The following is a 25,771-nucleotide window of genomic DNA, read 5'->3' as shown; positions in this document are numbered from 1 at the left end:
GGCCCTGAAGGAGACTCGGGTGGAGCTGGAGCGAAGCGAAAGTCAGTGCAGCAGTCACGTAATGGTCTGGGATATGTGTGTACGTGAAAGCTCGCGGAATCCCGGGCTGTGCGCCATGGGATGACGAGATTACCGACCGAGGACTACCCGGCAGCGTGGAGTGGGACCGGCCGAACGGTCAGCCCGTTGCCGCGATTTCTTCGCCCGGGTTGATGAACTGGTCCTGTTCCCGTTGAAACTGCCGGTTGTACAGGTCCCGGTACCGCCCACCCAGCGCGATCAGCGCCTGATGGGCACCCCGCTCCACGATTTCGCCATGCTCCAGCACGAGGATCTGATCGGCACTCGTGATGGTGCTGAGGCGGTGCGCGATCACGAAGGTCGTGCGCCCCGCGCGCAGTCGGCGCAAGCCTTCCTGGATGAGATGCTCGCTCTCGCTGTCGAGGCTCGACGTGGCCTCGTCGAGGATCAGTACCCGCGGGTCGGCAAGAATGGCGCGGGCGATCGCCACGCGCTGGCGCTGCCCCCCGGACAGCTTCACGCCGCGTTCGCCCACGATCGTGTCGTAGCCCTGCGGAAACTGCGAGATGAACTCGTGTGCGTTGGCAATCTTCGCGACCTGAACGATCTCGTCGTCGGTCGCACCCGGCTTGGTGAAGGCGATGTTCTCCTTCACGGTGCCGTCGAAGAGGAAGTTGTCCTGCATGACCACGCCGAGGTGTCGGCGGTAGTCGCGCAGCTTGAGCTCACTGACCGGCGTGCCGTCGACCTTGATGTGCCCCTGCTGGGGCTGCGCGAACGCCATGATGAGCGAAATCATGGTGCTCTTGCCGCTGCCGCTCGAACCCACGAGCGCGGTGGTGGTGCCGGCGGGGGCGGTGAACGACACCGCCTTCAGCACGGGTACGCCGGGCTCGTACTCGAAGTGCACCTGATCGAACTCCACCCGCCCCACAACCGACGGCACGGCGGCCTTGGTGGCGTCTTCCTGGTCTTCGGTGGCCATATCGCGCAGTTCACGAATGCGATCGAGCCCCGCAAAGGCCTCGGTGATCTGCGTACCGATGCTCGCGATCGAGATGAGCGGGGCCGTCACCATGCCGATGAAGATCACGAAGGTCAGCAGGCTGCCGAGCGTCATGGTGCCGCGCATTACGTCACCGCCACCCACGTACATCACGATCACGCCGATCACCCCCACCACCGCAAGCCCGAGCGTGCCGGTGAGTGACGTGCCGGTGATGGTCTTCGCGATGTTCTCGAAGAGCCGCTGGACGCCTTTGCCGAAGACCGCTTTCTCGCGGTCCTCCGCGGTGTAGACCTTGATGAGGCGGATGCCACCCAGCGTTTCGGTCAAGCGACCAGTGACCTCCGCCTGGATCACGCTACGCTCGCGGAAGATCGGCCGCAGCCGCTTAAAGGCGATGCTCATGCCCACACCGAAGATGGCCAGCGGCAAGACCGTGGCGAGCGTGAGCTTCCAGTTGAGGTAGATCAGCACCGCCATCGCCCCGATCGCGCTCAGGATGCCGCCGGTGAGCTGAATCAGGCCGGTCCCGATCAGGTTGCGGATCCCTTCGGGATCGCTCATCACGCGGCTCACCAGTACGCCACTCTTGGTACTGTCGAAGTAGCGGACCGGGAGGCGAATGAGATGCCCCTGCACCTCTTCGCGAAGCTGCGCAATCGCCTGCTGCGCCGCCACGCTCACCACTTGCGAGAGGGCAAAGCCGGTGAGGACCTGCACGACCGTCGTCGCGAGTCCCACAAGCGCAACCATCCCGAGCAGGCGGAGATCCTGCTTGGGCAGCACATCATCGAGTACGTACTTCGTGGAGTACGGCAGCACAAAACTCGACGAGCGGCTGATGAGCATCAGGACGAGGCCGATGCTCACCGACCGCTTGTGCTTGAGGATCAGGGCGCGCGCTTCACCCCAGGCGCGCTTGCTGTCGTATTTGCGCTTCTTCGTTGCGGCAGTTGGAGGGACCATCCCTCAAACTTAGCCCACCGGCGTCAGGGTGCGGGCGTGGGGCGCAGCAGCGACAGGACGATGACCGCCACCAGGCCAGCCACGATGATCCCGGTGAGGCGTGGCGTGACGATCGGCGCTGGAGCATGTGGGGCGGCCACCTTCCGCGGTGGCAGGCTCGTGACGCCTACGTTGCCCCCGGCCGTGCCGGTGGCTTTGCCGGAGGGGTTGCTCGCACGGCTGCCGGCGCCGGTCCGGACGGGCCGCCGCACCTTGGGGCGCGGCGTGGCGGCCGGAAGCGGGGTCGACTCGAGAACGAGATCGACCCATGGCTCCGGTTCTGTGATTGGCAGGGCGTCGTGGACTGCCGGATGTGGCGTGCTGTTCTCTACGATCTGTCTCATGAATCGTCCGCGTCGCAGAGGCATCGCCGCCCGAGTGGCACCGTGCTCCTAGCGGAGTGTCGGACGATGCGAGCCGGAGTTGAGCGGTTCATGAAATCTGGACCATCCAGCCAAGACTACATCGATCGCTGGACCAACGCTTCGATCTGCTTGAGGTGGGCCGCCGTGGGGAGGGCCCCCCGCATCCCCAATGTGTTGTCGTTCACGTACTTCACCTGCGCCGTCCCCGGAATCACGCACGTCACGGCGGGGTTGGCGACGATGTATTTCAGGAAGATCTGGGCCCAGCTCGCGGCGTCGAACTCCTTGGCCCACTCCGGCACCGGCGTCTGGAGCACGTTCTGAAACACGCGGGTGCGTCCGAACGGCAGGTTGACCAGCACCGCCACTCCCTTGTCCTTCGCGAGCGGGAGAATGCGCTCGGCGGCGTTGCGGTTATCGGCCGCGTAGTCGATCTGAATGAAGTCGAGCGCCTCGGCCTGCATGAGTTGTTCGAGCGCCGGGTACTGCTGGTCGCTACTGGTGGTCACGCCCACGTAGCGGATACGCTTGGCCGCCTTCATGTCGCGCAATACCGGCAGCAGGGTGGCCGTGCCCCCAAGGTTCCACACCTGCATCAGGTCGATGCGATCCGTCTTGAGGCGACGGAAGGACTCCTCCATCTGCGCCACGCCGGGCGCCGCATCGGTTCCGCGCACCGACACCTTGGTGGCCAGGAACAGCTGATCACGGATCCCCAGCTCTGCCACCAGTTCACCCGTCACGGGTTCCGCCTGCCCATAGCTCGGGGCCGTATCGATCACCTTGCCCCCCAGCTTCGGGAACGCGCGCAGGGTATCACGGAGCGGTCCCTTCTCCTCGGCGGTCGTCACATCGTAGCGTCGTGCCGTGCCGATGCCGATCACCGGCAGCCGCTCCCCACTGGAGGGAATGGGGCGCATGATCAGCGGCTTCTGCGCCTGCGCGATGGCGCCGGCCGATGCGTCACCGGTCAGCGACAGTGCCTGCAGCAGGGTGGGGGCCAGCACCGAACCCACGCCAAGGCTGAGGCCGGTTCGGAGCAGATCACGGCGGGACAGGTCGCGACGGGGCAGACGATCGGAAGACATGGCACTCCCAGTGGATCGCGAGGTGAATGCCCGTGGCGACCAGATCAGCAATAACTGCTGCGATCGCGGTTGCGATCGCGGTTGCGATCGCCTCGGCGAGCCGGTCAGCGGGCAGGAACGTAAGGCGTGGCCTCTCGAAGCTGACGTCGATCCATCGGCGGCGGTAGCCCTGCCGCGAACGGACCGGCACGCCCCTGCGTTCATCTGAGCAAAGGCCGCTCGGACCACCATCGGGCGCGCACACGGGCCGGCATGGCGCCTCGTGCGCGCTGTCAGGCCGATTGGTCCCCCGTGGGCGTTTCCGGTACCTTACCGGGTAGACCCGCTTCCCCATCGAATCTGCATGTTCATTCCCGATAAAGAGACGCTCGCGAAGGTCGAGGTGCTGGCCGACCTCGAACAGGACGTGGAACAGCTCACGGCGATCCATGAATCGAAGCGCATCCTGTGGTTCCCCTCCGAGCTGCTGGCCCCTGCCCCCGATACCGATCCCGACGAGCATGTGAAGCAGCTCCGGGAGCGTGCGCGCGGCATCAGCATGCCTGCCCGCGTGGCGCTGGCGCTCAACACGCTCACCGAAGAAGGACTGCCGCACTTCCACCGACTGCTGGCCACCTATCTGGGCGGCGACACCTTCTGGGCGAAGTGGAACAACCTCTGGACGGCCGAGGAAGATCGCCACGGTGCCGTGCTGCACGATTATGCGCACGACAGCCGCATCCTCGACAATCCGGTGCTCGAGCGCATGCAGTTCGAGTACCTCAAGGCCGGCTTCGAACCCGAGTGGGACAAGGATCCCTACCGCGTCTTCGTCTATACGTCGCTACAGGAGCGCGCCACGCAGGTCAGCCACGCCAACACCGGCAAGCTGGCCGGTGAGTACGAGCCACTCATCGGCGACGTGCTCGCCAACGTGGCCAAGGAAGAAGCGCGCCACTACGTGTTCTACCGCGAGATCTTCAAGCGCGTACTGGAGCGCGATCCAAGTAACGCGATGGTCTCGGCCTCGCTCATCATGCCCAGCATCGACATGCCGGGGATCAGCATGCCGCACTTCCGGGAGATGGCCGATGTGATCCGTCGCGCCGGCATTTATGGCCCGCGCGACTACATCCGGATCGTTGAGGATCTCCTCAAGTTCTGGGCGCTCGACAAGGTCGAGGGGCTGAATGAGGCGGGGAAGAAGGCGCAGGAGAAGATCATGGCGATCACCGCGCGTCTCGAGCGCGTCGCCGACATGATGGAAACGCGGAGCAAGGCGAAGACCTTCTCCTTCAACGTGGCGTTCGCACGCGAATTCTCAATGGATTGATGTGGCCCTCCCGCCGTGGCGTCGCTCTGGCGGCGCTGCGGCGGTCTCGCCGCAACGGTGCTCAGGGCGCGCGGCTGAGTCCCTTGACCACGATATCGGGGAAGTCGCCGAAGATGCCGTCCACCCCGAGTCGCTGCATCTCGCGCACCTCGGCCAGGGGATCACCGCCATAACGCTTCGCGAGGAACACCGGCTCGGAACGCAGCGTCCACACGTGCACCTGCAGGCCGGCAGCGTGGGCGTCGCGCACGAGCGGGGTGGGGGTCGCCGACGAGTCGGCGCCCACGAGCATGCGCTGATGCACACCGATCCCATTCGCGAAGGTGGCGATGTCGCGCAGCTTGTCCGGCGAGAGGGTGCCCGCGCCGATCAGGTAGATCAGGGGCACACGCGTCTGGGGGCGCAGCGCCCGCAGGTTCCCATCCTCGAAGCTCTGGATGAACACCGGCGCGTCGGGGCGATCGAAGCCGCGGGCCGTAAGCGCGCGTAGCAACGCCGGCTCGAGGGGCAGGCCGATGCTGCGGAAATAGGTCGGATGCTTCGTCTCCGGATACACCCCCACCACGCGACCCCGGGCGCGCCCCAGTGAATCGGCGAGCGCAAGGACCTCTTCGAAGGTGGGCACAGGGTACTGCCCATCATAGGCGTGGGAACGGAACGGCAGGCGCTCCTTCGCCCGCAGCGTGCGCAACTCCGTGAGGGTGAAATCCTCGGTGAACCATCCCGTGATGGTGTCCCCGTCGATCGCCTTGTGGCGGCGACGATCGGGAAAACGCTCGGCCACGTCGGTCGTACCGCCGATCTCGTTTTCGTGCCGTGCCACCAACACCCCGTCCTTCGTACTCACGAGGTCCGGCTCGATGTAATCGGCGCCCATCTGCACGGCGAGCGTATACGCGGCCAGCGTATGCTCCGGTCGGTGCCCGCTGGCGCCGCGATGCGCAATCACGATGGGCCGAGCCGACGGGACCATCGCGCGGCTGGTCGGCCCGGATGAACCACTACGGTGCTGGCAAGCGGAGACCAGCGAGGTAGCGGTCAGGAGCGCAATGGCCGTGCACCGCCGCGCACTCTTCCAGCCGGCAAGGCGCGACAGGGGCCCGACAGACGCACGCGAATGGATCGAGGGCATGGGTTCCATGCGGTGATGGTAACACCCCGCACGCGTGCTGGTGGCCGGAGCGTGTATAGCCGAGCCCACGAGGGTGTAACGGTTGACGTGGCCGTCGGCGTGTCGCAGCATACCATCATGGTACCCACAGCCCCCGAAGCGCTCATTGCCGCCATCCGAGCCAACGACCGTCTCGCGATCGAGCGCTTGTTGGCCGAGGACTCGGCGCGTATCGATATGCGGGGCCCGGGCGGTGAATCCCTGGTGCTCTACGCCTGCTACGCCGGCGCGCCCGACCTGTCGCCTGCGTTCCTGCGCGGCCGTGCGCCTGACGCCTGCGAGGCGGCGGCCCTCGGGGATGTGCAGGCCCTGCGCGCCGCCATCGAAAACGACGACGATGCCCGTGTACGTCGCAGCAGTGACGGGTGGACACCATTGCACCTCGCCTGCTTCTTCGGCCGCGACGACGCCGTGGCGCTGCTCATCGACCATGGCGCCCCGCTCGATGCGCACTCCACCAACGCCACGCGCAACGCTCCGCTACATGCCGCGCTCGCGGGCGCAGCCAAGTCGAGTGTCGTGCGCAGGCTGGTGTTCGCCGGTGCCGATGTGGAGGCCCGCGGTGCGCAGAACATCACGCCGCTGCACCTCGCCGCCTCCCGCGGTGATGGTGCCCTCTGCGACCTCCTGATCAGCCGCGGTGCCGACCCCCATGCCCTCATGGAGGACGGTACCACCCCCGCCATGCTTGCCACGGCGAGAGGCTTCCCGGAGCTCGGCGCCAAACTGGCCAACACCGAGCAACTGGAGAACTCCTAGCGATCCCGCTAGTGCGCTGCCACCAGACCGACCGGCGGCGCCACGGCAGTGGTCGCAGCCACCGCGGCCTTCGGCGCCAGCAGCTTGTACATCACGGGAGTCACGAGGCGCGCGATGAGCGTACTGCTCACCAGCCCACCGATGATGACCCAGGCCAACGGGGAGTAGAGCCCTGATCCCTGAAGGGCCAGGGGAAGCATACCGCCGATCGCGGTGATGGTCGTCAGTACGATCGGGAGAAAGCGTACCTCTCCGGCGCGTTGGATCGCGTCGTCGAGCGGCACCCCCTCGGCACGCAGCTGATCGGTGAAGTCCACCAGCAGAATGCTCGTCTTGATCTCGATACCCACGAGTGCCACGAACCCGATCATCGCGGTGAAGCTGAGCGTGTAGCCGCTCAGCAGCAGCGCTACGATACCACCCACCACGCCCAGCGGAATCACACTCGCCACCACGAGCGTGGTGCGGAAATCGCGGAACTCCAGCACGAGGATCGCGAGAATCGCGAAGACCGCCACCACCACCGCGCCGCCGATGCCGCCGAAGCTCTCCTCGCGGCTTTCGATCTCGCCGGCCGGTACGAGCGCGTATCCCGCGGGCAGCGGGATCTCCTCGAGCTTCGCGATCACCTCCCTGGTCACGGCATCGGTATTGAATCCCGATTGCACGAAGCTGGTTACGGTGACGGCACGCATACGGTCACGGTGATCGATCGTGGTGGGAGAGGAGGCGAAATGCACCGACGCGATCTGCGACAGTGGCACCATGGCGCCCTGCACACTGCTCACGAACACGCGGTCGAGTGCCTCTGGTGATGGCCGACCCGTGTGCGCCATCCGCACCACGATCGGATACTCCTCACCGTTGTCGGCCCGCATGCGGCCGGCCTCGAGTCCTGCAAGACCGAGGCGCAGGGTACGCTCCACCTCGGCGCTCGGAACCCCGAGCAGCCCGGCCTTCTGCTTGTCGACCGACACGCGCAGGTCCGATCGCTGCAGACGGATGGGATTATTCACGTACTGCGTTCCGGGAGTGGACTGCAGGACGGCCTCGTACCGTGCGGCAATCGCGGCGAGCGTGTCGAGGTCCGGCCCCTCGAGGCGCATGGCGATCGGGGCATCGATGGGCGGGCCGTTCACGAACTCCTTGAGTTCGATGCGCGCGCCGGGATAGAGTGCGAGCGCCGTACGCAGGGAATCGAGCGCACGCGGCGTACGCCGCTCGTGGTATTCGTGGAGCAGCACCAGCAGCTGTCCACGATTTGGTGCCTCGGCCCGCTGAAACACATTGTAGTACACCTCCGGGTTGTCCTTACCCACGTTGGCAAAGACCGCCCGCGTGTTGGCATCACTGCCGATCACGCGCTCGGCGTACTGCACGGCGCGATCGGTCTCGGCGAGCGACGTGCCCTCGGGAGTGGTGATGTCCACGTGGTACTGCGGCGTCCCGGCCTTGGGGAAGAGCGAAAAGCCCACCGCCGGGACCAGCATGAACGAAGCGGCAACCAGCGCGAACGAGGCGGTAAGGGTGGCGCGCGGCCACGCCATGGCACGACGCAGCAGTGGAGCGTAGCTGCGCTGAATCCCGCCATCGAGCCAGCGCAGCACGGCATTGCCTCCTTCGTGTTCCTCACGCGGCATGAGCCGGCTGGCCAGCCAGGGAATGATCGTGAGCGAAACCAAGAGCGAGGCCAGCACCGCATACACCACCGCCAGCGGCAGGGAGCGGATGTACCTCCCCGAGAGCCCCGGCAGGAAGAGCAGTGGCACGAAGGCGAAGATGAGGGTTCCCGTGGCTCCGAGCACCGCCACGCCGATCTGCCGGGTCGCCTCGATCGCGGCCTCCGTCCGTGAGCGTCCCTCGCGGAGGAAACGCGCAATGTTCTCCACCACCACGATCGAGTCGTCCACCAGCAGGCCGAGGGCGATCACGAAGCCCACGATCGACAGCTGGTTGATCGAGTAGCCGGTCAGGTAGAGCAACATCACACCAATAGCGAGTGATGTGGGAATGGAGATCATCACGATCACGCTGGCGCGTGTCCCCAGCGGCAGGAGCGTGAGCAGGACGAGACCAATCGCGATCGCGAAGTCCCATCCGAGCCGTGACAGACGCGCATCCACATTGCGCGACTGATCGAAGCCGCGCGCGAGCGAGATGCCGGCAGGCAGCGACGCCTCGAAGGTATCGAGGGCGGTCCACATGGCATCGCGCACGTCCATCACATTGCGCCCACGCTGCACAGCCACGGTCACGAACATCGCGCGCTGCCCATTGTAGCGCCCGAGGTGCACCGGATCCCCATCGGCCCAGTCCACAGTCGCCACATCCTGCAGGCGCACCACTGACCCATCAGCACCACCGATCACGGTGCGACGCACTTCGTCGGCGCTTCGGTAGCGCCCGAGCGTGGCCACGTTGTAGCGACGCGTCCCCACGTCGACGGAGCCGCCCGGGATCTGGGTGTTATCGCTGCCAAGTGCGGCGAGCACCTGCCCTGGCGTGATGCCGAGCCGGGCCAGGCGCCCAAGATCGAGCGTGACCTGCATCTCACGCGGCGGCGCAGCCCATCGCTCGGCCTGCTTCACCCCGGGCACACGCTCGAGTGCGTCCTCCAGGCGCTTGGCGACATCATCGACGAGCGCGTATGGCGCCGACGGTGCGACCAGGGCCAGCTGGACGACCGCAAGATCACTGTTTTCGTTGCGCTCGACGTCGAGACGCTGCAGCGCAGCGGGAAGGCTGGCGCGCAGGGCGTTCACCTCGCGGATCACCTGATCGTACTTCCGCTCGGCGTCTGCGTTGGGATCGAACTCCACGCGCACGATCGACACCCCATCCGAACTGGTACTCTCGAGCTTCTTCACATCCTCGAGCGTCTTGAGCTGCTTCTCGATCGGCTCGGTGACCAGCTGCTCCATATCCTCCGGGCTGGCACCAGGGTACACCGCCACGGTGGTGTAGATGGGCACCGGGAAATCCGGATCTTCGGCGCGCGCGATGTTCATCCAGCTCACCACGCCCAGTACCACGAACATCAGGAAGATCAGGACCGTGAACTGCCACCGCTTCACGGAGAATTCGGTGAGGCTGCTGAGGAACTTCACGGCGCACGCCCTCCCGACATCGCGACGACACCGCCGGGGCGGTGATCTGGCTCACCGTGGCGTGCCGCCGTCCGTCGGATCGCGCTGTCCAGCATGGCACTGCTTACCACGCGGACACGGGTCCCCGTCGACACGTAAGCGGCACCGCGGGTGATGATCTGTGCCTCGGGGTCAACGCCGGCGATGACCACACGATCTCCTTCGATGGTACCAACCGACACCCGCTGCGCCTGTGCGACGAAGGTGACGGGGCGGTCCGGGTGCGCGGTGTCGGGGTGCACCGTGTACACGGTCGCGGAGTCACGGTCGGCCTCGAGCAGGGCATCAACCGGGACGGTGATGGCGAGACGACGTCCCGCGGCCATCACACGCAGCTGTCCCACGAGCCCATTGGGAAGGGCGTCGGCGTTCGAGAGGATCACTTCGATCGGATAGGTTCCCGTTCGCGGGTCGGCCGAACGGCCCACGAGCACGACCTTGCCATTGTAGCGCCGGTCGGGGACCGCGTCGAAGGTGACCGTGGCCGTATTGCCGACCGCCACGCGCAGCGCATCGCGGTCGGGGAGACCGGCGCGCAGCACGCGACCGCGGCGTGACCCGCCAAGCGTGAGCACCGGCGTGCCCGGGCCAACGGTCGTTCCGGCCGTCACCTGACGCTGCAGCACGATCCCGGCCTCCGGGGCCGTCACGATCGCGTAATCACGGTTCATGCGCGCGCTCGCCAGGTCGGCACGTGCCGCCTCGAGGGCCGAGGTGGCATCCTGCAGCTGCGCGAGGGTGGCCACACTGTCGGCGGCGAGACGTTGCACGCGAGCCTGATCGCGCTGTGCCTTGTCCGCGGCCACCTGCGCCTTGGCCACGGCAGCGTCGATCTCGCGCAGGTCGAGCGAGGCGAGGATCTGTCCGCGCTGCACGCTGGTGCCTTCGTCCACCAAAACGCGCGTGACCACGCCGCCGATCTTGAAGGCCAGCGGGATCTCGTCACGCGAGCCGAAGGTGCCGGTGGCCGTAATCCAGGCGGTCGAGTCGTTGTCGCCCGTCGACGCCACCGCCACGGGTACCGGGGCCATGTTGGTGGCGCTGGACGCGGCCTTGCGTGTGGGCTCGTCGCTCTCCTTGGTGCAGGCGGCAAGCAGGAGGATCGGAAGCAAGGCTGCGGCTGCGGCTGCGCGGCGCGTCACGGATGCGGGATGCATTGTCATCATGGATTGAGTCCGGTGCGGGAGTTGGTCGTCCGTTGGCGGTCAGTTGGGAAGCGCGCGCAGAGCGGCGGCGCGCTCGAGCTCCACGACGCGCGAGGCGTAGGCGAAGCGGGTGATGAGGCGATTGAGTGCGGCGGCGGTGGCGCTGGAACGCGCGGACAGAAACTCGATGGGCGTGGCGAGGCCTTCTGCGTAGCGGCGCTGCACAAGAACAAAGGCGCGCTGCGCGGCGGCATCGCGATCGTCGGCGGCGGTGAGGCTGAGGCGTGCCGTTTCCACCGCGTCGGCGGCGTTGAGCACGTGCATGCGCACCGAGCGCTCGGCTTCACGTTGACGGAATTCGGCTTCGGTGCGTGTGGCGGCCGCCTGTTCGCGCCGCGCAGCGTCCTGCGTGCCGTTGAAGAGATTCCACGACAGGACTACCGACGCGAGGCCCACGTCGTTGTTGCGATCGAAGCGGTAGCGGTCGCCCTGAATGCCATAGCTGGCCGCGAGCGCGACGTTGGGGAGAAACGCGGCATCGCTCACACGCTGCTGCGCCTTGGCGATCGCAAGGCCGCTGGCCGATTGCGCAAGCTCTTCACGTTGACGAAGGGCCGCCGTCAGGAGCTCATCGCGAACCAGATTGACGCTCGCGAGCAGCGTGCTGTCGTCCACGAGGCGCACGTCGGCGTTATCGGGGGCGTTGCGCAGCAGGTTGAAGCCCCGCTTGGCGACATCCCGCTGACGCGCCGCGTCGGCACGCTGCTGCTCAAGCTCGCTGCGCTCGGCACGGGCCCGCAGCAGCACGTCGGGGGTGGCTTGCCCGTTGGCGATCAGCCGCTCGCTCACGCGCACGTTCTCGTTGAGTACCGCCATCGTGGCGTCGAGGGTCTCGACGGCGCGTACCGCGGTGGCATAGCCGAGCCACGCCTGCTGCACATCGGCGGCAAGTTGCCGCATGGCGGCGCGGCGAGTGCTGCCGGCGAGATCGCGCTGGGCGCGGGCGGCGGCGCGGGCACCGAAGAGCGCGCCGTTGTAGAGGGGGAGCGTGAGCTCGAGCTTGCTCTCCTGGCGAAAGGGGAGCGTGGCGGAGACGTCGGTGGGAAAGCGCGGCTGACCGAGGAGCTGATTGAGCGCGCTGTACGCCGGGTTGATGAAGTCGCCGATGTTGACCACGCCGCTGAACTCCGAGTAGCGGGCGTTCAGGTCGACCGCCGGGAGAAAGCGCCCGCGGGCCTCACGGAGCGCGGCATCGGCGCGTCGCACAGCGGCATGCTGCTGCGCGATGGCGAGGTTGGCCGCGAGGGCCTCCTGCACATATCCGTCAAGGAGCGCCCGGCTCGAGAGCGAATCCGTGGTGCCTTGGGCCTGGAGCCGCTGTGGGGCCATGAGGTGGGCCGTGACGACGCTCGCGACGAGTGCGTGGCCTCTGAACCATTTTCTGAACGGCGGTATAGTGGTGAACATCGCTGACTGGAATAACGGTGTTAAGTAAATAGGCCTGAAGAAGGGCGCCGAGGCGCCCTGGGTCATCCGATCGATGGGTGAGCGTACGGGGGTGGGGGGCGGCTGGTGTCAGGCGGGAGGGCGCTGGATGCCGCGGATCATCGCGTCGCACATGGCCGAGACGGTCGAGGCCGGGTCTCGGAGGGTGATGTGCGGATCGGTTGAGTGGGTGAACCAGAGGGAGATGACGCCGTGGATCCCGCCCCACACCATCTGCGCCATCTCGACCGGGTCTCGCAGCTCGGGGCGGCACAGCCCCTTGTCGATGCACTCGGTCACGGTCGCGATGAGGAACCCGTAGGCGTCGGCGTCCGGCATCGGCACCACATTCCCCTGCGCATCGAGCAGCGAGTGCTGTATTGGTGTCATGAACATGAACCGATACTGGCTCGGATTTCTCAGCGCGAAATCGGTGTAGGCCATGCCCATCTTCTTCAACCGCTCCATCGGATGTTCGATGCGGCCAATGCTGTACATGGCCTGCCCGAGGGCGGTGAAGTCGGCCATGCACAGCTCCACGATCAGGGCATCCTTGTCCTGGAAGTGGTGGTAGATCGCGGTGGGGGTGTAGCCGATCTTGGCCGCAATCGCGCGCATGGTGGTGGCCTCGACCCCTTCCGCCACGAACAGCTCACGCGCCGCGTCCAGGATGGCCTGGCGCGTCTCGGCCTTCTGCCGTTCCCGGCGGGCCAGCGAAGCGGAGCGGATGGCGGAGGTGGTCACGACTGGAGGATGCGCATTTCACCTAACGCTGTCAAGTGGTTGAACGGGCAGGACGGGCTGCCCAGCGGCGAACAGGCCGGTTCAGCGAGCCCCGTTCAACGACTCTGACCCCTTGAAAATGGGGGTCAGGCGGCGCGCTCCATTCGGGCGTTGCGACGGCCGAGCCAGTACGCGACCACGAGCCAGGCCAGACTCATCGGCGCGGCCAGCAGCGAGATCGTCCCCGCCGCCAGCCCCGCCGCCGAGAGCCCGGCGTACGACCACGCGCCGATCTGGTCGCCACCGCGATAGACGAACGTGTCGATGAAGTTCTTCGCCTTGTACTTGTCTTCTGCCGACACCACGGTGAACAACACCTCGCGCGCAGGACGGCCAAAGGCGTACTCCCCGGCGCGTCGCAGCACTTGAAAGACCACGAACACCGCCAGCGTGCCCCACGTGCCGAGCGCGGTGAACCCCACGAGACTGAGTACCGGCATGATCGCGAGCGTGGCGCCAACCCCGAGCCACTTGAGCACACGCCCCGTAATGAACAGCTGCGCGAGGATGGTCAGCGACTGCACCACGGTATCGATCGTGGCCAGGAACGCCGTGCGCGCCTCCCGGTCGGCATAGCGCGCCCCCACGATCTCCGCCTGCTGGAAGTACAGAATGGTGGACCCGATCGTGAACAGCAGCATGTACGCGCAGATCCCCAACAGATAGGGGCTGGTCAGCACATGCGTGATGCCGGCCAGCGACGACCCACCCACGGATCGCTCCTCCGCGTCGCGCTTGCGCGTGTCACTGCGAAAACTCGGCGGGAACCGGCGCGCCGACTGTACCGCACACTCCAGCAGCACCACGCTCATCACCATCAGCACCGGCGTGCCCACGACTTCGGCCAGTCGTGACGTGAGAAACGAGCCGGCGAGCGCGCCAAGGGTACCGCCCACGCTGATGAAGCCGAACAACCGCTTGCTCTGATCAGAGCGGAAGGTGTCGGCCATGAATCCCCAGAACACCGAGGGGATAAACAGCGAATAGATGCTGGTCAGGATCCAGAACGCAGGACCGAGGAATGGCTCCCAGGTAACGGGTCCGTACTTGATGATCGCCGCGAAGGTGAGCAGCAGCGCAATGAACACGCGGTACACGATCGGGATGAAGCGCCGCACCGGCAGGCGCGCGACCACGCTCGAGTACAGGGGATTCATCGCAAGCGTGGTGAGCAGCGTGCCGGTGAAGAGCCACGGCAACTTGTCGGTCCCGGCTGCCACACCGGCCGCATCACGCACGGCCCGCAAGATGAAGTAGCTTGCGAGCGCGAAAAAGAAGTACGTGGCCGCCAGAATGGTGGCCCGCTCTTCGCCCTCCTCGACCGTACCCAGCCGGCCAAGCACGGAGCGCATGATTGCACTCACCGGGGGCCCTGCTGCGCGCGCCACAAGGCCAGGATTTCCCGCTCGCGCTCCGGTGACAGGCCGGCACGCAGCTTCTCCTGTTCGGCCACGGGGCGCCCACGATACCATGTCATCGCATCACGCACCGTGGTGGCCAACGGCCGGAAGGTCAGCCCTGCCGCCAACGCCTTCTCGATCACGCTCGTACAGAACGCCACGGTGGTGTGCCCGGTGAAGCTCCACACCGGCATCTCGGCCCACGAACGGATCTTGTTCGCGGTGAGGAACGGCTGCGACACCCACGTGAACTGCGCGTCGTTCGCAAAGCAGGCTTTGATGCCGTAGAGCAGTTCACCGATACCGTACACGGTCCGTGGTCCCACGGCGTTGAATACGCCACCCGTGCCGTTCTCGCCCAGCCGCACCATCCACTCGGTGAGATCACGCACGTCGATCCACTGCGCCGGATCGTCGAGGGTGCCGGGTGCGAGGATCTCCCCGCCCTTCTCGATGCGCACCGGCCAATAGGTGAAGCGATCGGTGAGGTCTCCAGGCCCCACGATCAGCCCCGGTCGTACGATCGTCGCACCGGCGCCGAAGGCCTCCTGCACGAGCTGCTCACACCGCACCTTCTTGGGGCCGTACTGTGCGCTCGCAGCATCGGGGCCACTGATCGGCGCCGGGTCCTGCGTGGGGTGCGTTTCGTCGGGGAACGACCGTGTGAAGTCCTTGTACGCGGCCGTGCTCGAGACGTACACGTACTGCGACACGTTGCCCTTGAGGACCGCCGCCGCATTGACGATCCACTGCGGATTGGTGGTGGGGAGATCGAACACCACGTCCCACGTACGCCCCTGCAGCGCCGCGTGTCCGTCGGGGACATTACGATCGCCGATCAGCTGCTCCGCCTTGGGAAACAGCCCGGGCCTGGTCCGCCCGCGATTGAACAGGGTGACCTGATGCCCCCGCGCGAGCGCGTACGACACCAGATGCGGACCGATGTAGCCGGTGCCTCCCAGCACGAGGATGCGCTTGGGGGCGCCGTCGAGGAAACCGTTCATCGTGGCGGTGATTTCAGCGGCCAACGCGGGCGTGCCATTCGGCCAGCACGGTCTTTTCGCGATCGGGCGCCAGCCCGGCCTTGAGTGCCGCCTGCCGTTCTGGCGACTGCGCATGGTAATACGTGAGCGTGTCACGCGCCGTCTCGGCGAGCGGACGGAAGGTGAGCCCCGCCGCCACCGCCTTGCTGATGTCCATGCGTGCCCACCCCGCACTGTTGCCGCGCGGCGGCATCCACACCGGCAGATCGGCATACGGACGCAGCTTGCGCTCGAGCAGGAAGTCAGTGTCCACCCAGGTGAAGCGTGTGTCGCTCGTGGTCACCGCCTTGCAGCCGTACAGCATCTCACTCATGCTCAGCCCCGCGCGGGGGCCCACCACGTTGTACGTGCCGGTGGCATCCTGCTCGCAGAGCCGCACGATGAACTCGGTGAGATCGCGCTGATCCACGAACGCCACCGGATCATCCGGCGTCCCCGGCGCGAGCATCTCCCCACCCTGCTCCACGCGAATGGGCCAGTACGAAAAGCGATCGGTAAGGTCCCCGGGGCCAACGATGAGCCCGGGGCGCACGATCAGCGTCTTCCCTTCGCCGAACGTGGCCTTCGCGTCCATCTCACCGCGTACCTTGCGCTCGCCGTAGCTCGCGTCCTTCTCGGTCGCGTCCGGAGCCGATGGCGGGTTGAGCATCTCCACATCGGCTTCGGTCATGCCGATCTTGGCGCGCGTCTTGTACGTGGAAAGCGTACTCACGAACACGTACTTCCCCACGTTGGGCGCCAGCACGGCCCCCGCTTCCCGTACCCACCGCGGCACCTGCACCGGATTGTCGATCACCACATCCCACGTGCGGCCGGCCAGCGCCGTGTAGCCGTCGGGCGCATTGCGGTCGCCAATCAGCTTCTCGACGGTCGGGAAGAGCCCGGGATTCGTCTTGCCACGGTTGAACAGCGTCACGGTGTGCCCGCGCGACAGCGCGTACGCCACTTGATGCGGTCCGATGAAGCCGGTCCCGCCGAGGATGAGAATGCGCAGCGGCTTCACTGCGGGGCCGGTTGCCGTCACTTCCCCACCTTCGCGTGCCACGCGGCCAGCACTGCCTTCTCCTTGTCGGGCGCAATCCCGGCACGGGCCTTCTCCTGCTCGGCCGCCGGACGGGTCTTGTACCAGTCGAGCGTGCTCTTGGCCGTGTCGGCGAGCGGACGGAAGGTGAGGCCCGCCGCATACGCCTTCTGACAGTTCACCTGCATGAAGCCGAGCGTGGGGCCCATGGCCGGCTGCCACACCGGCATCTCGCTCCACGCGCGCACCTTCTGCTCCGCGAGGAAGTCCGCCGGGACCCACGTGAACGTCGCATCGCTCGTGGTGACCGACTTGATGCCGAGCAGCATCTCGGCAATGTTGGTCGGCGCCTTGGGACCGGTGGCGTTGAAGGTGCCCAGCGTGTGATTTTCGCCACAGCGCACGATCCATTCGCTCAGGTCGTGCACATCGATGTACTGCACCGGATCATTCGGTGTGCCCGGTGCGAGAATTTCGCCGCCCTTGTCGATGCGCACGGGCCAATACGAGAAGCGATCACTCAGATCACCGGGGCCCACGATCAGCCCGGGACGCACGATGGTCACCTTGTCTTCACCGAACTGCGCCTTGGCCTCGATCTCACTGCGGACCTTGTTGGGGCCGTAGTAGCGGGCGTCACGATCGAACGGCTGCGCGATGTCGGTGGGCTGGTGCAGCGGACCGCTCTCGTCCATGCCCGGCTTGGAATAGTCGCTGAATACCGAGATGGTGGAGACGAAGAGGTACTGCCCCACGCGTCCCTTCAGCGCCTCACCCGCGCCACGCACCCAATTGGGGTTGGTGGTGGGATTATCGATCACCACATCCCACGTGCCCTTCTTCAGTGCGTCGTGCCCGTTGGGCAGGTTGCGATCACCCAGCAGTCGCGGGACCGCGGGGAACAGCTCCTTGTTGGTCTGCCCGCGGTTGAAGAGCGTGACCTTGTGCTGCCGGTCAAGTGCGTACTGCACCTGCTGCGGGCCGATGAAGCCGGTGCCACCCAGAATGAGAATGCGCAGGGGCTTCGGCTGCGCGGTGCCGCCCTCGGGGCGATAGACCAGCGGCCGCACGCCATCGCTCGTGAAAGCCTGCGCCGCGCCGGGAAGACCGAGCGAGACCGCGCCGCCAATGAGCGCAGACGTCTTGATGAAGGAACGACGATCGATCGTCATGCTGGGAGTGAGCTGAGGAGTGGGCGTCAGGGCGTGATGCGGCGGTCGAGCTGTTCGATGGTCTTCGTGGACGCTGGGCGTGCCTTGCGGAGTCGCGACGCAACGGTTTCCGCGCGCGTGAGCACACGGAGCACATTTTCCCCGGCGAGGCCCCGCAGCTCCGCATCCGTCCAGCCGCGCTTCACGAGCTCGGCGAGGAGGTTCGGGTACGTCGAGACATCCTCGAGCCCCTGCACGGTTTCCGTAATGCCGTCGTAGTCACCACCCATGCCGACATGCGCGGCGCCCGCGACCTTCCGGATGTGGTCGAGGTGATCGGCGACATCGGCAATGGTGGCCACAGGAACCGGATTAGCTTCCCGCCATGCGGCTACGGCCCGAAACTGCGCATCGTTGTCGTTGGGATACCGCTTGGTGATCGAATCACGCACCGCGGTGAGTGCCGCCGAGTGGCTGGCCACCCTCTGCGACACAAAACCGGGGACGAATGTCACCATCACCACGCCGCCATTCTTCGGCAGCTTGGCGAGGATGGAGTCGGGCACGTTGCGCGGCACATCGGTGATCGCGCGGGCGCTCGAATGCGAGAAGATCACTGGCGCCTCCGTCGTGCCGAGCGCATCGCTCATCACCGCCGGTGACACGTGCGAGAGGTCCACGAGCATGCCCAGCCGGTTCATCTCGCGCACAACTTCACGGCCGAAGGTGGTGAGCCCCCGGTGCGTGGCCTTGTCGTTGGCCGCGTCGGCCCAGTCGAGGGTCACGTTATGCGTGAGCGTCATGTAGCGCACGCCCAGGTCGTAGTACGCGCGCAGCGCCCCCAGCGAGTTCTCGATGGCGTGGCCACCCTCCATGCCGAGCAGCGAGCCGATCTTGCCGGCGGCATACGCCTTGCGCACATCGGCGGCGGTGAGCGCGGGCTGGAACACGTCGGGATACTTGGCAATCACACGCTTCGCGATGTCGATCTGCTCGAGCTGCACGCGCGCGTAGCCGCTGTCGCGGATCTCGCCGGGGATGTACACCGACCAGAACTGGCCGCCCACCTGCCCCTGCCGAAGCCGGGCGATGTCGGTCATGCCGCGTGTCTGGCGCCGGAGGTTGTAGGCCTCCACGTCGCGCGGTGTTTCCTTTTCTTCCCGCAGCGCCCACGGCAGGTCGTTGTGCCCATCGACCAGCGGCGACAAACGCAGCAGCCGGCGCACGTGGGCGAGGCGCGCATCGAGGGATGCGGCCTGCAGCGACTGCGCGGGGGGAGCGGGCTTGCGGGCGGGTTGGGCGGTGGCGGAAGCGGGCGCGATGCCGAGAACTCCCGCGAACAGCAGGAGCGTGGCGCGTTGCGAGTGGCGCGTTACCGGTGATCCCTTCGTTCGCTGCGTCAGCATCCCAGTCGCTCCAGATAGTACGGCAGCATCTTGCGCCACCATGGCCAGTCGTGATTCACGTCGTGTCCCCACAGATCGAAGAGGTGACCGATCCCCTTCCGATCGAGCAGGTCGTGGAAATCGCGCGTGTAGTCGGGGCGCTCGTAGGCGCCCTGCCCCGACACCAGCGCGATGCGCGAATGGTGCCGCAGCTGGTCGAGCGTCCACCCTTCGGTGTTCGCCACGCACCACATCGGGTTGTTGAAGTAGCAGTTGTCGTCCGAATAGCCGTGGAAATAGCTGGGCGACAGGTCGTAGAAGCCGCTCATGCCGATCGTTCCACCGAACAGATCGGGGCGTCGGAAGAAGGCGTTGGCCGCGTGGAAGCAGCTGAAGCTCGCGCCGGTCGTGAGCGCACGCGCGCCCCCGTCCCCGCACACGTGCCGGATGAACGGCACCGCTTCATCCTCCACGTAGCGCGAGTAGAGCGCCTGCCGGCGGGCGCTTTCGTGCACCGGCAGCCCGCGGTCCATCCACTCCAGCCGGTTGATGCTGTCGATCGAGAAGACGCGGATGCGCCCCTGCTGCAACAGCGGTTCCACCGCCTTGATGAACCAGAAGCGCTCGTTTTCGAGGAAGTCGGCGGCGGCGGTGGGAAAGAGCAGCACGGGCTGGCCGCGCCAACCGTAAGCTCACGATGGGCATCTCGAGGCCCAGGGCCGGGCTGCGCCATCGATCGATGCGCTTGGGCAGGGCGGGGCCGACAAACTGTGGAGACATCCTCTAAAGGTGCCCCCCGACCGGGACGGCGGCCAGTACCGCCGTGGCGCGGGGGCGTCGGCCCCGGCGCGGCCCCGTTGCGCATCGGTGACGCGTCCGTCGCAGGACCGACGCCGGACCGACACGATCCGGTCACGCAGCAGGCCCACCTTGACACGGGCCAGCGATGGGAACGCCAGCCCGCCACCCGAACGACGGAGCTGCCATGATCGCGCGCGCCCACACGATCCCGACACACTTCGCCCCCCCTGAGGCGCCGTCGGCTTCGATGCCGCAGGCCCCCGATGCCACGACGGCGAACCCCCTCGACAACGAGGTGTTTCCGCATCACGCCGACGCGATTCCGCCCGGCGTGATCTCGGCGGGCTCGTACGAGTTGCGCTTCGCGTGGACGCGCAGCGATCTCCACGAGGTGCAGGCACTTCGCTATCGGGTGTTCCGTGAGGCCCTCGGTCAGGACGGCGACAGCGCCAACTCGCAGGCGCGCGACGAAGACCAGCGTGATCCGTGGTTCCACCACCTGATGATCGTGCATCGGGAAAGCGGTACCGTGGTCGGCACCTATCGATTGCAGACCGTGGTCATGGCGGCGACGCGTCACGGATTCTACAGTGCCGAATTCTTCGAGCTCGGTGGGATCCCCGGTGGTATCCTGGCCGACGCCGTGGAGATCGGGCGCGCCTGCGTTGCCCCGGCACACCGGAACGGCCGCGTGCTGCATCTCCTCTGGCGCGGGCTCGCGCGCTACCTCCAATGGAATGAGAAGCGCCACCTCTTCGGGTGCTGCTCGGTGCCCGGTATCGACCCGCAGGTCGCCCGTGAAATCTGGGGAACGCTCCATAGCCGCGCCGTAGTGCACGACCAGTTGCATGTGCGCCCCCGCCCCGCCGTACGCTCCATCGCCGACGACGGGCGGGCGGTCCCGGCGGAGTGCCCCTCGCCGGCCATTGCGCTGCCGTCACTTTTTGAGGCGTATCTCTCGCTTGGCGCACGGGTCTGTGGTGCGCCCGCCTTCGACCGCGAGTTCGGCACGACCGACTTCCTCGTCCTGCTCGACACGCGAACTATGTCACCGCGCGCCTACCAGTCGTTCTTCGGCTGAGTGATCGCGTCCGCCGTGCCTCGCGACGAAGCCCCACAGGCTCCGGCGGCACTACGCCGGAGGAGCTCTTCGTCCACAGCGTCCGTCGTGGTCAGATGGCTCTGTCGTCTGGTACTCGCGCTGCTCGGGGTGCGCCGAACGACGGCGGGGGAGCGGCCAGATGGTGCAGCCCTGCTCCTGTCCAACCACCTCTCATGGATGGACATCGTGGTACTCCTCGCCGACGCCGAGGTCACCTTCGTCGCCAAACGTGAGGTGGCTGCGTGGCCGATCATCGGCCCCCTCGCGGTGGCGCTTGGCGTGGTCTTCGTCGACCGCGCGCGCAAGCGGGATCTTCTGCGGTCTCTTCCCGAGCTCGAGCGGGTGCTCGGGGAGGGACGACAGGTCGTGCTCTTTCCCGAGGGCACCACATCCAACGGCCGGCAACTCTTCCCGTTCAAGTCGGCGCTGGTTGAGGCCGCCGTTCGCGCCGGCGTTCCGGTCATCCCTGTCGCGCTTCGCGCAACCGCGTCGGGCGACGCGACACCGCTCTGTTGGATCGACGACGAGACGTTGCTGCACAACCTGCCGCGTGTCCGCGCCTGCCGTGACGCGTGCGTACATGTGCAGTGGCTGGCCCCGATCATGGCGACCACGGGGCGGAAGCCCGTGACCGCACGGGCACGCGCCGAGATCGGCTGGCATGTGCGCACCGGAGCAGTCATCTCGCTCCCGTCGGGAGAACGGAGTCACCGATGGAGACGCGCGATGGCCGCCGGTCTGGCGAAAGTCGTGGGAGGATTGTGTGGGGTCCTCGTCCTGGGCGGCGCCATGTTCTATGCCCAGGCATCCGCCTACGATTTCGCGACCGCGGTGCCCTTCCGTGGCACCGCATGGTACAACCCATACGAATACGATCCACAACGCGATGGTGTGCGGCTCTGGTGGCGAGCCAACCTGCACACGCACTCACGGGCGTGGCGTGGCGTCACAGCCGGCAAGCAGTCGAAGTCGGCGGTAGTCGATCATTACCGTCGTCTCGGCACACAAGTCGTGGCGACCTCCAATTATCACGAGTCCCCTGAACGCCGGGAACGAGGAACGCTGCCCGTCTACGAACACGGATGGAATGTGGCCAAATCGCATCGTCTCGCGATCGGTGCGACATCGGTGCTGTGGTTCGATTTTCCCTTCTGGAGTTCCGTACATCACGAGCAGTATCTGATCGACCGCCTGCACGAGCACGCTGATCTGGTGGCGATTGCACATCCAGGGCTGCGTCATGGTCATACCACGGGATCGCTCGCGCAGTTGGCTGGTTACGACCTGCTCGAGGTGCTGAATCACTTCCAGGCGCCCGCCGAGCGCAGTTGGGACACCGCACTCTCCGCGGGCCGACCGGTGTGGCTGCTGGCGAGCGACGACTCGCACGACATCGGCGGTGCGGGGGAAACAGGCGGCAACTTCACGCGTATTCTCGCGCCGGACACGTCGCGGCGCGCCATCGTACAGGCGCTGCGCGAAGGGCGGGCCTATGGTATCCGCGCGCGCGATCATGCGGGGACGCTACATCTCGAGCATCTGACCATGCACGGGGACACCTTGCGTCTCAGGGTCAGCGGTCGCGTGGCCGCGGTCCGTATCGTTGGTCAGGGAGGACGTACCGTCGTGCGATGGGCGCGCGCCACGAACGGGCAGGGGAGCGCTGCGCATCGCTGGCGCGATACCACCGTTGTGCTTCTCGCCGTGGCACGACCCAGCGATGGCTATCTTCGCGTGGTCGCCGATGGCGAGCACGAATCACTCTTCAGCAATCCGGTCGTACGATGGGATGGTCATGCGCTGCCATCCGGGCTGGCCACCATCAATCGCCCCAGAACCGTCATTCAACAGACCGCGTGGCGGATGGCGTTCGTGTGGCTCGTCATCTGGCTTGCGGCATCAGCCCGATACCCGCGCGTGAACCGGATCAGCCAGGGCCGGCCGGCGTTGGCGGCCCGATGAGTGCGCGCCTGCCGTCGCGCACCTTGATCATCGCGGCAAGTCTGCTCGTCAGAGCAACCGTGGCCGTCGTATTGGGACTCGGCGTGGATGAGGCCTATGCGGTCAGTGTGGCGCGTCCGTGGTCCGTGAGCTACTTCGATCATCCGCCGCTGCATTTCTGGCTGGCAGGGGCCATGACGTGGCTGACCGGCAGCACAGAGGCCATCGCCGTTCGTCTCCCCTTTCTGGTACTTTTCACCGGTACGTTGTGGCTCGTAGGCCAGCTCACGGCCCGAGCCTTCGGCGATGTGGCGGCTCGCTATGCCGTCCTCGCGCTCGCCGCGAGTGGCGTGCTGGGCATCACCTCGGGGTCGTGGGTGCTCCCTGATGGGCCGCTGCTTTTCCTGTCGATGCTCGGCGTGTACCTGCTCTATCCGCTCGTGGTGGACGAGACCACCGGGCAGGAACCTGCAGAACACGGCAAGTGGCGCTGGTTCGCAGCCGGCCTCGCGTTTGGTGCCGCCGCGCTGGCGAAATACCACGCACTGCTGCTGGTAAGCGGGTTGGGCATGTACCTGCTGCTCGACGCGCATGCCCGCCGCCACTTGCGTACGCCATGGCCATGGATGGCGCTCCTCATCGTGATGGTGGCCTGCACCCCCGTCGTCTGGTGGAACGCGCAGCACGAGTGGGTGTCGTTTCGTTTTCAGGGGGGACGCGCCCACGCGGAGCAATGGTCACCGGCGCCGTTCGTCGAAATGCTGGGTGGGCAGATCGCCTGGTTGCTGCCGTGGGTCTCCGTTCCCCTTGGCATCGCATTGGTGCGCGCGCCGGCCAACGGTCAGCGCGCCCAGCGGGCGCGACGGCTCTTTCGTTGCATCGCCGCGCTCCCCATTCTGGCGTTCTCGCTCATTCCGCTGGGTGGCGCACGTGGGCTCCCCCACTGGACGGCTCCGGGGTGGCTCTACGTCTTTCCGCTGCTCGGTGCGTGGGCCGCGGCGACACCAACGGCGGGCCGCTGGCTACGGGGTGGTGCCCTTGCTACGGCGAGCCTCGTCGCCGCGCTTGTACTTCATGTGAGTACCCCCGTGGTCGATCGGTTCCTCAGCGCGTCCGTCCGAGACAAGGACCCCACACGTGACGGTGTACGATGGGATGCCGCCATCGTGCCCGCCGATCTGTACGTCGTCCGCAGCTGGATCCAGGGGGGCCAAGTAGGCGTCGCCGCTGGTCCCAATGCTCGCATCGTGTGCCTCTGCGCCGACCCGCATCACTTTCCGTTCCGGCATCCCGGCGATGCACTCGGACCGGGAGAACGAGGCGTGCTCCTCGAGCGGCGCCGCGGTGCCGGCGGCACATCACCGGTGTCCGCGACACAGTTGGGCGGGGACTCGCTGTCCATCACCGTTCGCGATACGGTCTCCGTCGGACGCGGGGTCGAGGTGATCCGCTACGACGTCGTCCGTGCGCCTCAGAAACAGCTCTAGCGCAGCTTCTTGGTAAAGCAGAACTTCCGGCCGATCGACAGCTCGGAGCGCGAAATCGTGCGGTAGCGCGCGATCTTCTCAGGGTAGATCTCGATGCTCGTCAGCATGAAGCCCATGCGCAGGAAGAGCGCTTCGGCCAGCGAGATCGCGAAGACCTCGTGGTGCCCACGCTCGCGCGCCAGATGCTCCGCGGCGGTGATCAGACATTGCCCCAGCCCGTGCCCCTGCTGGTCGGGGGCCACGGCCAGCGACACGATTTCCACCAGCGACGGCGTGTACTCGTCGAGGGCCACCTGCCCGAGGATCGAACCGTCGGGGGCGCGGACGACCTGATAATCCTGCAGGTGCGCGGTGACGAACACCTCACTCCGCATGAGGGTGAGTCCGTCGGGCGCATACATATTGTTGAGCGCCACGATCGCCGGGATATCCCGCTCCTCGGCGTGGTGCACCAGCACCTCGCCCACCCGGAAGGCAGGAAGGGGGCGGGCCGGGACCGGCTCCTCACGGTCCACCGGAAACAGCGCCGCCGTGCTCACCGCGACGCGTACACCTTGGTCTTCCCCGCCTTGTCGAACAGCAGGACGTCGTAGGCGTCCTTGCGGCCGCCCTGCTCCATGCCGGGAGAGCCCATGGGCATCCCCGGTACCGCCAAGCCACGACCAGCCGGCTGTTCCCTGAGCAGGCGCTTGATGAGATCGGCGGGCACATGCCCTTCCACCACGTACGGTCCCACCTTCGCGGTGTGGCACGAGCCGAGGGCGTCGGGGACCCCGAAGCTGGCCTTGACGCTGGCCATGTCGGCGATGTCACGGACCGTGACGGCGAACCCCGCCTGCTTCACGTGCGTGACCCATTCGGCACAGCACCCGCAGTTGGGGTCCTTGTACACCGTCATGCTGAGCACCGAGGGGACGGACGGCTGCGCCGCAGCCCGGAGCGGGCGAGCGGCCAGCAGCCCGGCCACGGTGAGCGCTGCCGTCTGCAGAAAGGCCCGGCGCGAGGACGGGCCATCCGCCAGGCCGGGGGCCGCTGAGGCGGCGTCGAAGTGCGTGGACATGGCCGAAGTATAGCCGCTTCTACTCGGCTTCGTTCCAGCCCGACACGCGACAACGGCACCGCCCGGCCCAATCCACCCTGCGGATCGGGTTTTC

Annotated in this window: 22 protein-coding genes; 6 read left to right on the top strand and 16 right to left on the bottom strand. The window is 66.6% G+C overall.

What is annotated here, in order from left to right; all coding sequences use genetic code 11:
• Positions 1 to 178: 178 nt before the first annotated feature.
• From ACIQ51_RS08855 to ACIQ51_RS08845, 3 genes are all read right to left on the bottom strand, one after another.
• The gene (locus ACIQ51_RS08855) at positions 179 to 1,993 is read right to left on the bottom strand and encodes an ABC transporter ATP-binding protein (RefSeq protein ID WP_396204678.1); all 1,815 of its coding nucleotides are present in this window, start codon (positions 1,991 to 1,993) and stop codon (positions 179 to 181) included.
• Between the two features lie 23 nt (positions 1,994 to 2,016).
• Positions 2,017 to 2,376, bottom strand: a complete 360-nt coding sequence (locus ACIQ51_RS08850; protein ID WP_396204677.1) for a hypothetical protein — start codon at positions 2,374 to 2,376, stop codon at positions 2,017 to 2,019.
• A gap of 116 nt (positions 2,377 to 2,492) precedes the next feature.
• Positions 2,493 to 3,485, bottom strand: coding sequence for an aldo/keto reductase (locus ACIQ51_RS08845; RefSeq protein ID WP_396204676.1), 993 nt, complete (start codon positions 3,483 to 3,485; stop codon positions 2,493 to 2,495).
• On the opposite strand from ACIQ51_RS08845, the gene ACIQ51_RS08840 reads away from it, so the two are divergent.
• Positions 3,484 to 3,693 carry a hypothetical protein gene (locus tag ACIQ51_RS08840; protein ID WP_396204675.1) on the top strand — a complete coding sequence of 70 codons (210 nt, stop codon included), beginning with the start codon at positions 3,484 to 3,486 and terminating at the stop codon, positions 3,691 to 3,693. The two genes, ACIQ51_RS08845 and ACIQ51_RS08840, sit on opposite strands and share 2 nt — an antisense overlap.
• A gap of 135 nt (positions 3,694 to 3,828) precedes the next feature.
• Positions 3,829 to 4,797 carry an acyl-ACP desaturase gene (locus ACIQ51_RS08835; protein WP_396204674.1) on the top strand — a complete coding sequence of 323 codons (969 nt, stop codon included), beginning with the start codon at positions 3,829 to 3,831 and terminating at the stop codon, positions 4,795 to 4,797.
• A 61-nt stretch (positions 4,798 to 4,858) separates the two neighbouring features.
• Here ACIQ51_RS08835 and ACIQ51_RS08830 read toward each other — a convergent pair whose 3' ends face one another.
• On the bottom strand, positions 4,859 to 5,938 hold the full coding sequence (locus ACIQ51_RS08830; protein ID WP_396204673.1) for a glycerophosphodiester phosphodiesterase: 1,080 nt from the start codon (positions 5,936 to 5,938) through the stop codon (positions 4,859 to 4,861).
• 108 nt (positions 5,939 to 6,046) lie between these two features.
• Between ACIQ51_RS08830 and ACIQ51_RS08825 the strand changes: the two genes are divergently transcribed.
• Positions 6,047 to 6,727, top strand: coding sequence for an ankyrin repeat domain-containing protein (locus ACIQ51_RS08825; RefSeq protein WP_396204672.1), 681 nt, complete (start codon positions 6,047 to 6,049; stop codon positions 6,725 to 6,727).
• Between the two features lie 8 nt (positions 6,728 to 6,735).
• Here ACIQ51_RS08825 and ACIQ51_RS08820 read toward each other — a convergent pair whose 3' ends face one another.
• From ACIQ51_RS08820 to ACIQ51_RS08775, 10 genes are all read right to left on the bottom strand, one after another.
• A complete protein-coding gene (locus ACIQ51_RS08820) occupies positions 6,736 to 9,834 on the bottom strand; it encodes an efflux RND transporter permease subunit (RefSeq protein WP_396204671.1) in 3,099 nt (1,032 codons plus the stop codon).
• Positions 9,831 to 11,030 carry an efflux RND transporter periplasmic adaptor subunit gene (locus ACIQ51_RS08815; RefSeq protein ID WP_396204670.1) on the bottom strand — a complete coding sequence of 400 codons (1,200 nt, stop codon included), beginning with the start codon at positions 11,028 to 11,030 and terminating at the stop codon, positions 9,831 to 9,833. Before ACIQ51_RS08815 ends, ACIQ51_RS08820 begins: the two co-directional genes overlap by 4 nt.
• A 48-nt stretch (positions 11,031 to 11,078) precedes the next feature.
• Positions 11,079 to 12,407: a TolC family protein gene (locus ACIQ51_RS08810; RefSeq protein ID WP_396204669.1), complete on the bottom strand. Its 1,329-nt coding sequence runs from the start codon at positions 12,405 to 12,407 to the stop codon at positions 11,079 to 11,081.
• Between the two features lie 186 nt (positions 12,408 to 12,593).
• Complete coding sequence (locus ACIQ51_RS08805; protein ID WP_396204668.1) at positions 12,594 to 13,247, bottom strand: TetR/AcrR family transcriptional regulator; 654 nt, start codon at positions 13,245 to 13,247, stop codon at positions 12,594 to 12,596.
• A gap of 125 nt (positions 13,248 to 13,372) precedes the next feature.
• Positions 13,373 to 14,638 (bottom strand): NTP/NDP exchange transporter, encoded by a 1,266-nt coding sequence (locus ACIQ51_RS08800; RefSeq protein WP_396204667.1) that lies wholly within the window; start codon positions 14,636 to 14,638, stop codon positions 13,373 to 13,375.
• An 8-nt stretch (positions 14,639 to 14,646) separates the two neighbouring features.
• On the bottom strand, positions 14,647 to 15,690 hold the full coding sequence (locus tag ACIQ51_RS08795) for an NAD-dependent epimerase/dehydratase family protein (RefSeq protein ID WP_396204666.1): 1,044 nt from the start codon (positions 15,688 to 15,690) through the stop codon (positions 14,647 to 14,649).
• A gap of 13 nt (positions 15,691 to 15,703) precedes the next feature.
• Positions 15,704 to 16,753 carry an NAD-dependent epimerase/dehydratase family protein gene (locus tag ACIQ51_RS08790; RefSeq protein WP_396204665.1) on the bottom strand — a complete coding sequence of 350 codons (1,050 nt, stop codon included), beginning with the start codon at positions 16,751 to 16,753 and terminating at the stop codon, positions 15,704 to 15,706.
• On the bottom strand, positions 16,750 to 17,922 hold the full coding sequence (locus ACIQ51_RS08785) for a twin-arginine translocation signal domain-containing protein (protein WP_396204664.1): 1,173 nt from the start codon (positions 17,920 to 17,922) through the stop codon (positions 16,750 to 16,752). Before ACIQ51_RS08785 ends, ACIQ51_RS08790 begins: the two co-directional genes overlap by 4 nt.
• A 26-nt stretch (positions 17,923 to 17,948) precedes the next feature.
• Complete coding sequence (locus ACIQ51_RS08780) at positions 17,949 to 19,307, bottom strand: dipeptidase (RefSeq protein WP_396204663.1); 1,359 nt, start codon at positions 19,305 to 19,307, stop codon at positions 17,949 to 17,951.
• Positions 19,301 to 19,954: an esterase family protein gene (locus tag ACIQ51_RS08775; protein ID WP_396204662.1), complete on the bottom strand. Its 654-nt coding sequence runs from the start codon at positions 19,952 to 19,954 to the stop codon at positions 19,301 to 19,303. Before ACIQ51_RS08775 ends, ACIQ51_RS08780 begins: the two co-directional genes overlap by 7 nt.
• 317 nt (positions 19,955 to 20,271) lie before the next feature.
• On the opposite strand from ACIQ51_RS08775, the gene ACIQ51_RS08770 reads away from it, so the two are divergent.
• Genes ACIQ51_RS08770 through ACIQ51_RS08760 form a run of 3 tightly spaced genes read left to right on the top strand, consistent with a single transcriptional unit; the run spans position 20,272 to position 24,617 of the window.
• The gene (locus tag ACIQ51_RS08770; RefSeq protein WP_396204661.1) at positions 20,272 to 21,168 is read left to right on the top strand and encodes a GNAT family N-acetyltransferase; all 897 of its coding nucleotides are present in this window, start codon (positions 20,272 to 20,274) and stop codon (positions 21,166 to 21,168) included.
• Positions 21,169 to 23,151: a 1-acyl-sn-glycerol-3-phosphate acyltransferase gene (locus tag ACIQ51_RS08765; protein ID WP_396204660.1), complete on the top strand. Its 1,983-nt coding sequence runs from the start codon at positions 21,169 to 21,171 to the stop codon at positions 23,149 to 23,151.
• Positions 23,148 to 24,617, top strand: coding sequence for an ArnT family glycosyltransferase (locus ACIQ51_RS08760; RefSeq protein ID WP_396204659.1), 1,470 nt, complete (start codon positions 23,148 to 23,150; stop codon positions 24,615 to 24,617). Before ACIQ51_RS08765 ends, ACIQ51_RS08760 begins: the two co-directional genes overlap by 4 nt.
• On the opposite strand, the gene ACIQ51_RS08755 is transcribed toward ACIQ51_RS08760, so the two are convergent.
• Positions 24,614 to 25,156 carry a GNAT family N-acetyltransferase gene (locus tag ACIQ51_RS08755; RefSeq protein WP_396204658.1) on the bottom strand — a complete coding sequence of 181 codons (543 nt, stop codon included), beginning with the start codon at positions 25,154 to 25,156 and terminating at the stop codon, positions 24,614 to 24,616. The genes ACIQ51_RS08760 and ACIQ51_RS08755 overlap by 4 nt on opposite strands.
• Positions 25,153 to 25,677 carry a DUF411 domain-containing protein gene (locus tag ACIQ51_RS08750; protein WP_396204657.1) on the bottom strand — a complete coding sequence of 175 codons (525 nt, stop codon included), beginning with the start codon at positions 25,675 to 25,677 and terminating at the stop codon, positions 25,153 to 25,155. The genes ACIQ51_RS08755 and ACIQ51_RS08750 overlap by 4 nt, the downstream gene beginning before the upstream one ends.
• Between the last annotated feature and the right edge of the window lie 94 nt (positions 25,678 to 25,771).

The sequence above is a fragment of the Gemmatimonas sp. genome (genome assembly GCF_044344655.1).
Lineage (GTDB): Bacteria > Gemmatimonadota > Gemmatimonadetes > Gemmatimonadales > Gemmatimonadaceae > Gemmatimonas.
This window is presented reverse-complemented; position numbering and strand designations above follow the sequence as displayed.

Bases quoted from the DNA above. Each gene is read 5' to 3' on its own strand.
- ACIQ51_RS08855 (WP_396204678.1), bottom strand. From the start codon at position 1,993: ATGGTCCCTCCAACTGCCGCAACGAAGAAGCGCAAATACGACAGCAAG.
- ACIQ51_RS08850 (WP_396204677.1), bottom strand. From the start codon at position 2,376: ATGAGACAGATCGTAGAGAACAGCACGCCACATCCGGCAGTCCACGAC.
- ACIQ51_RS08840 (WP_396204675.1), top strand. From the start codon at position 3,484: ATGGCACTCCCAGTGGATCGCGAGGTGAATGCCCGTGGCGACCAGATC.
- ACIQ51_RS08845 (WP_396204676.1), bottom strand. From the start codon at position 3,485: ATGTCTTCCGATCGTCTGCCCCGTCGCGACCTGTCCCGCCGTGATCTG.
- ACIQ51_RS08835 (WP_396204674.1), top strand. From the start codon at position 3,829: ATGTTCATTCCCGATAAAGAGACGCTCGCGAAGGTCGAGGTGCTGGCC.
- ACIQ51_RS08830 (WP_396204673.1), bottom strand. From the start codon at position 5,938: ATGGAACCCATGCCCTCGATCCATTCGCGTGCGTCTGTCGGGCCCCTG.
- ACIQ51_RS08825 (WP_396204672.1), top strand. From the start codon at position 6,047: ATGGTACCCACAGCCCCCGAAGCGCTCATTGCCGCCATCCGAGCCAAC.
- ACIQ51_RS08815 (WP_396204670.1), bottom strand. From the start codon at position 11,030: ATGCATCCCGCATCCGTGACGCGCCGCGCAGCCGCAGCCGCAGCCTTG.
- ACIQ51_RS08810 (WP_396204669.1), bottom strand. From the start codon at position 12,407: ATGGCCCCACAGCGGCTCCAGGCCCAAGGCACCACGGATTCGCTCTCG.
- ACIQ51_RS08800 (WP_396204667.1), bottom strand. From the start codon at position 14,638: ATGCGCTCCGTGCTTGGCCGGCTGGGTACGGTCGAGGAGGGCGAAGAG.
- ACIQ51_RS08795 (WP_396204666.1), bottom strand. From the start codon at position 15,690: ATGAACGGTTTCCTCGACGGCGCCCCCAAGCGCATCCTCGTGCTGGGA.
- ACIQ51_RS08785 (WP_396204664.1), bottom strand. From the start codon at position 17,922: ATGACGATCGATCGTCGTTCCTTCATCAAGACGTCTGCGCTCATTGGC.
- ACIQ51_RS08780 (WP_396204663.1), bottom strand. From the start codon at position 19,307: ATGCTGACGCAGCGAACGAAGGGATCACCGGTAACGCGCCACTCGCAA.
- ACIQ51_RS08770 (WP_396204661.1), top strand. From the start codon at position 20,272: ATGATCGCGCGCGCCCACACGATCCCGACACACTTCGCCCCCCCTGAG.
- ACIQ51_RS08760 (WP_396204659.1), top strand. From the start codon at position 23,148: ATGAGTGCGCGCCTGCCGTCGCGCACCTTGATCATCGCGGCAAGTCTG.
- ACIQ51_RS08750 (WP_396204657.1), bottom strand. From the start codon at position 25,677: ATGTCCACGCACTTCGACGCCGCCTCAGCGGCCCCCGGCCTGGCGGAT.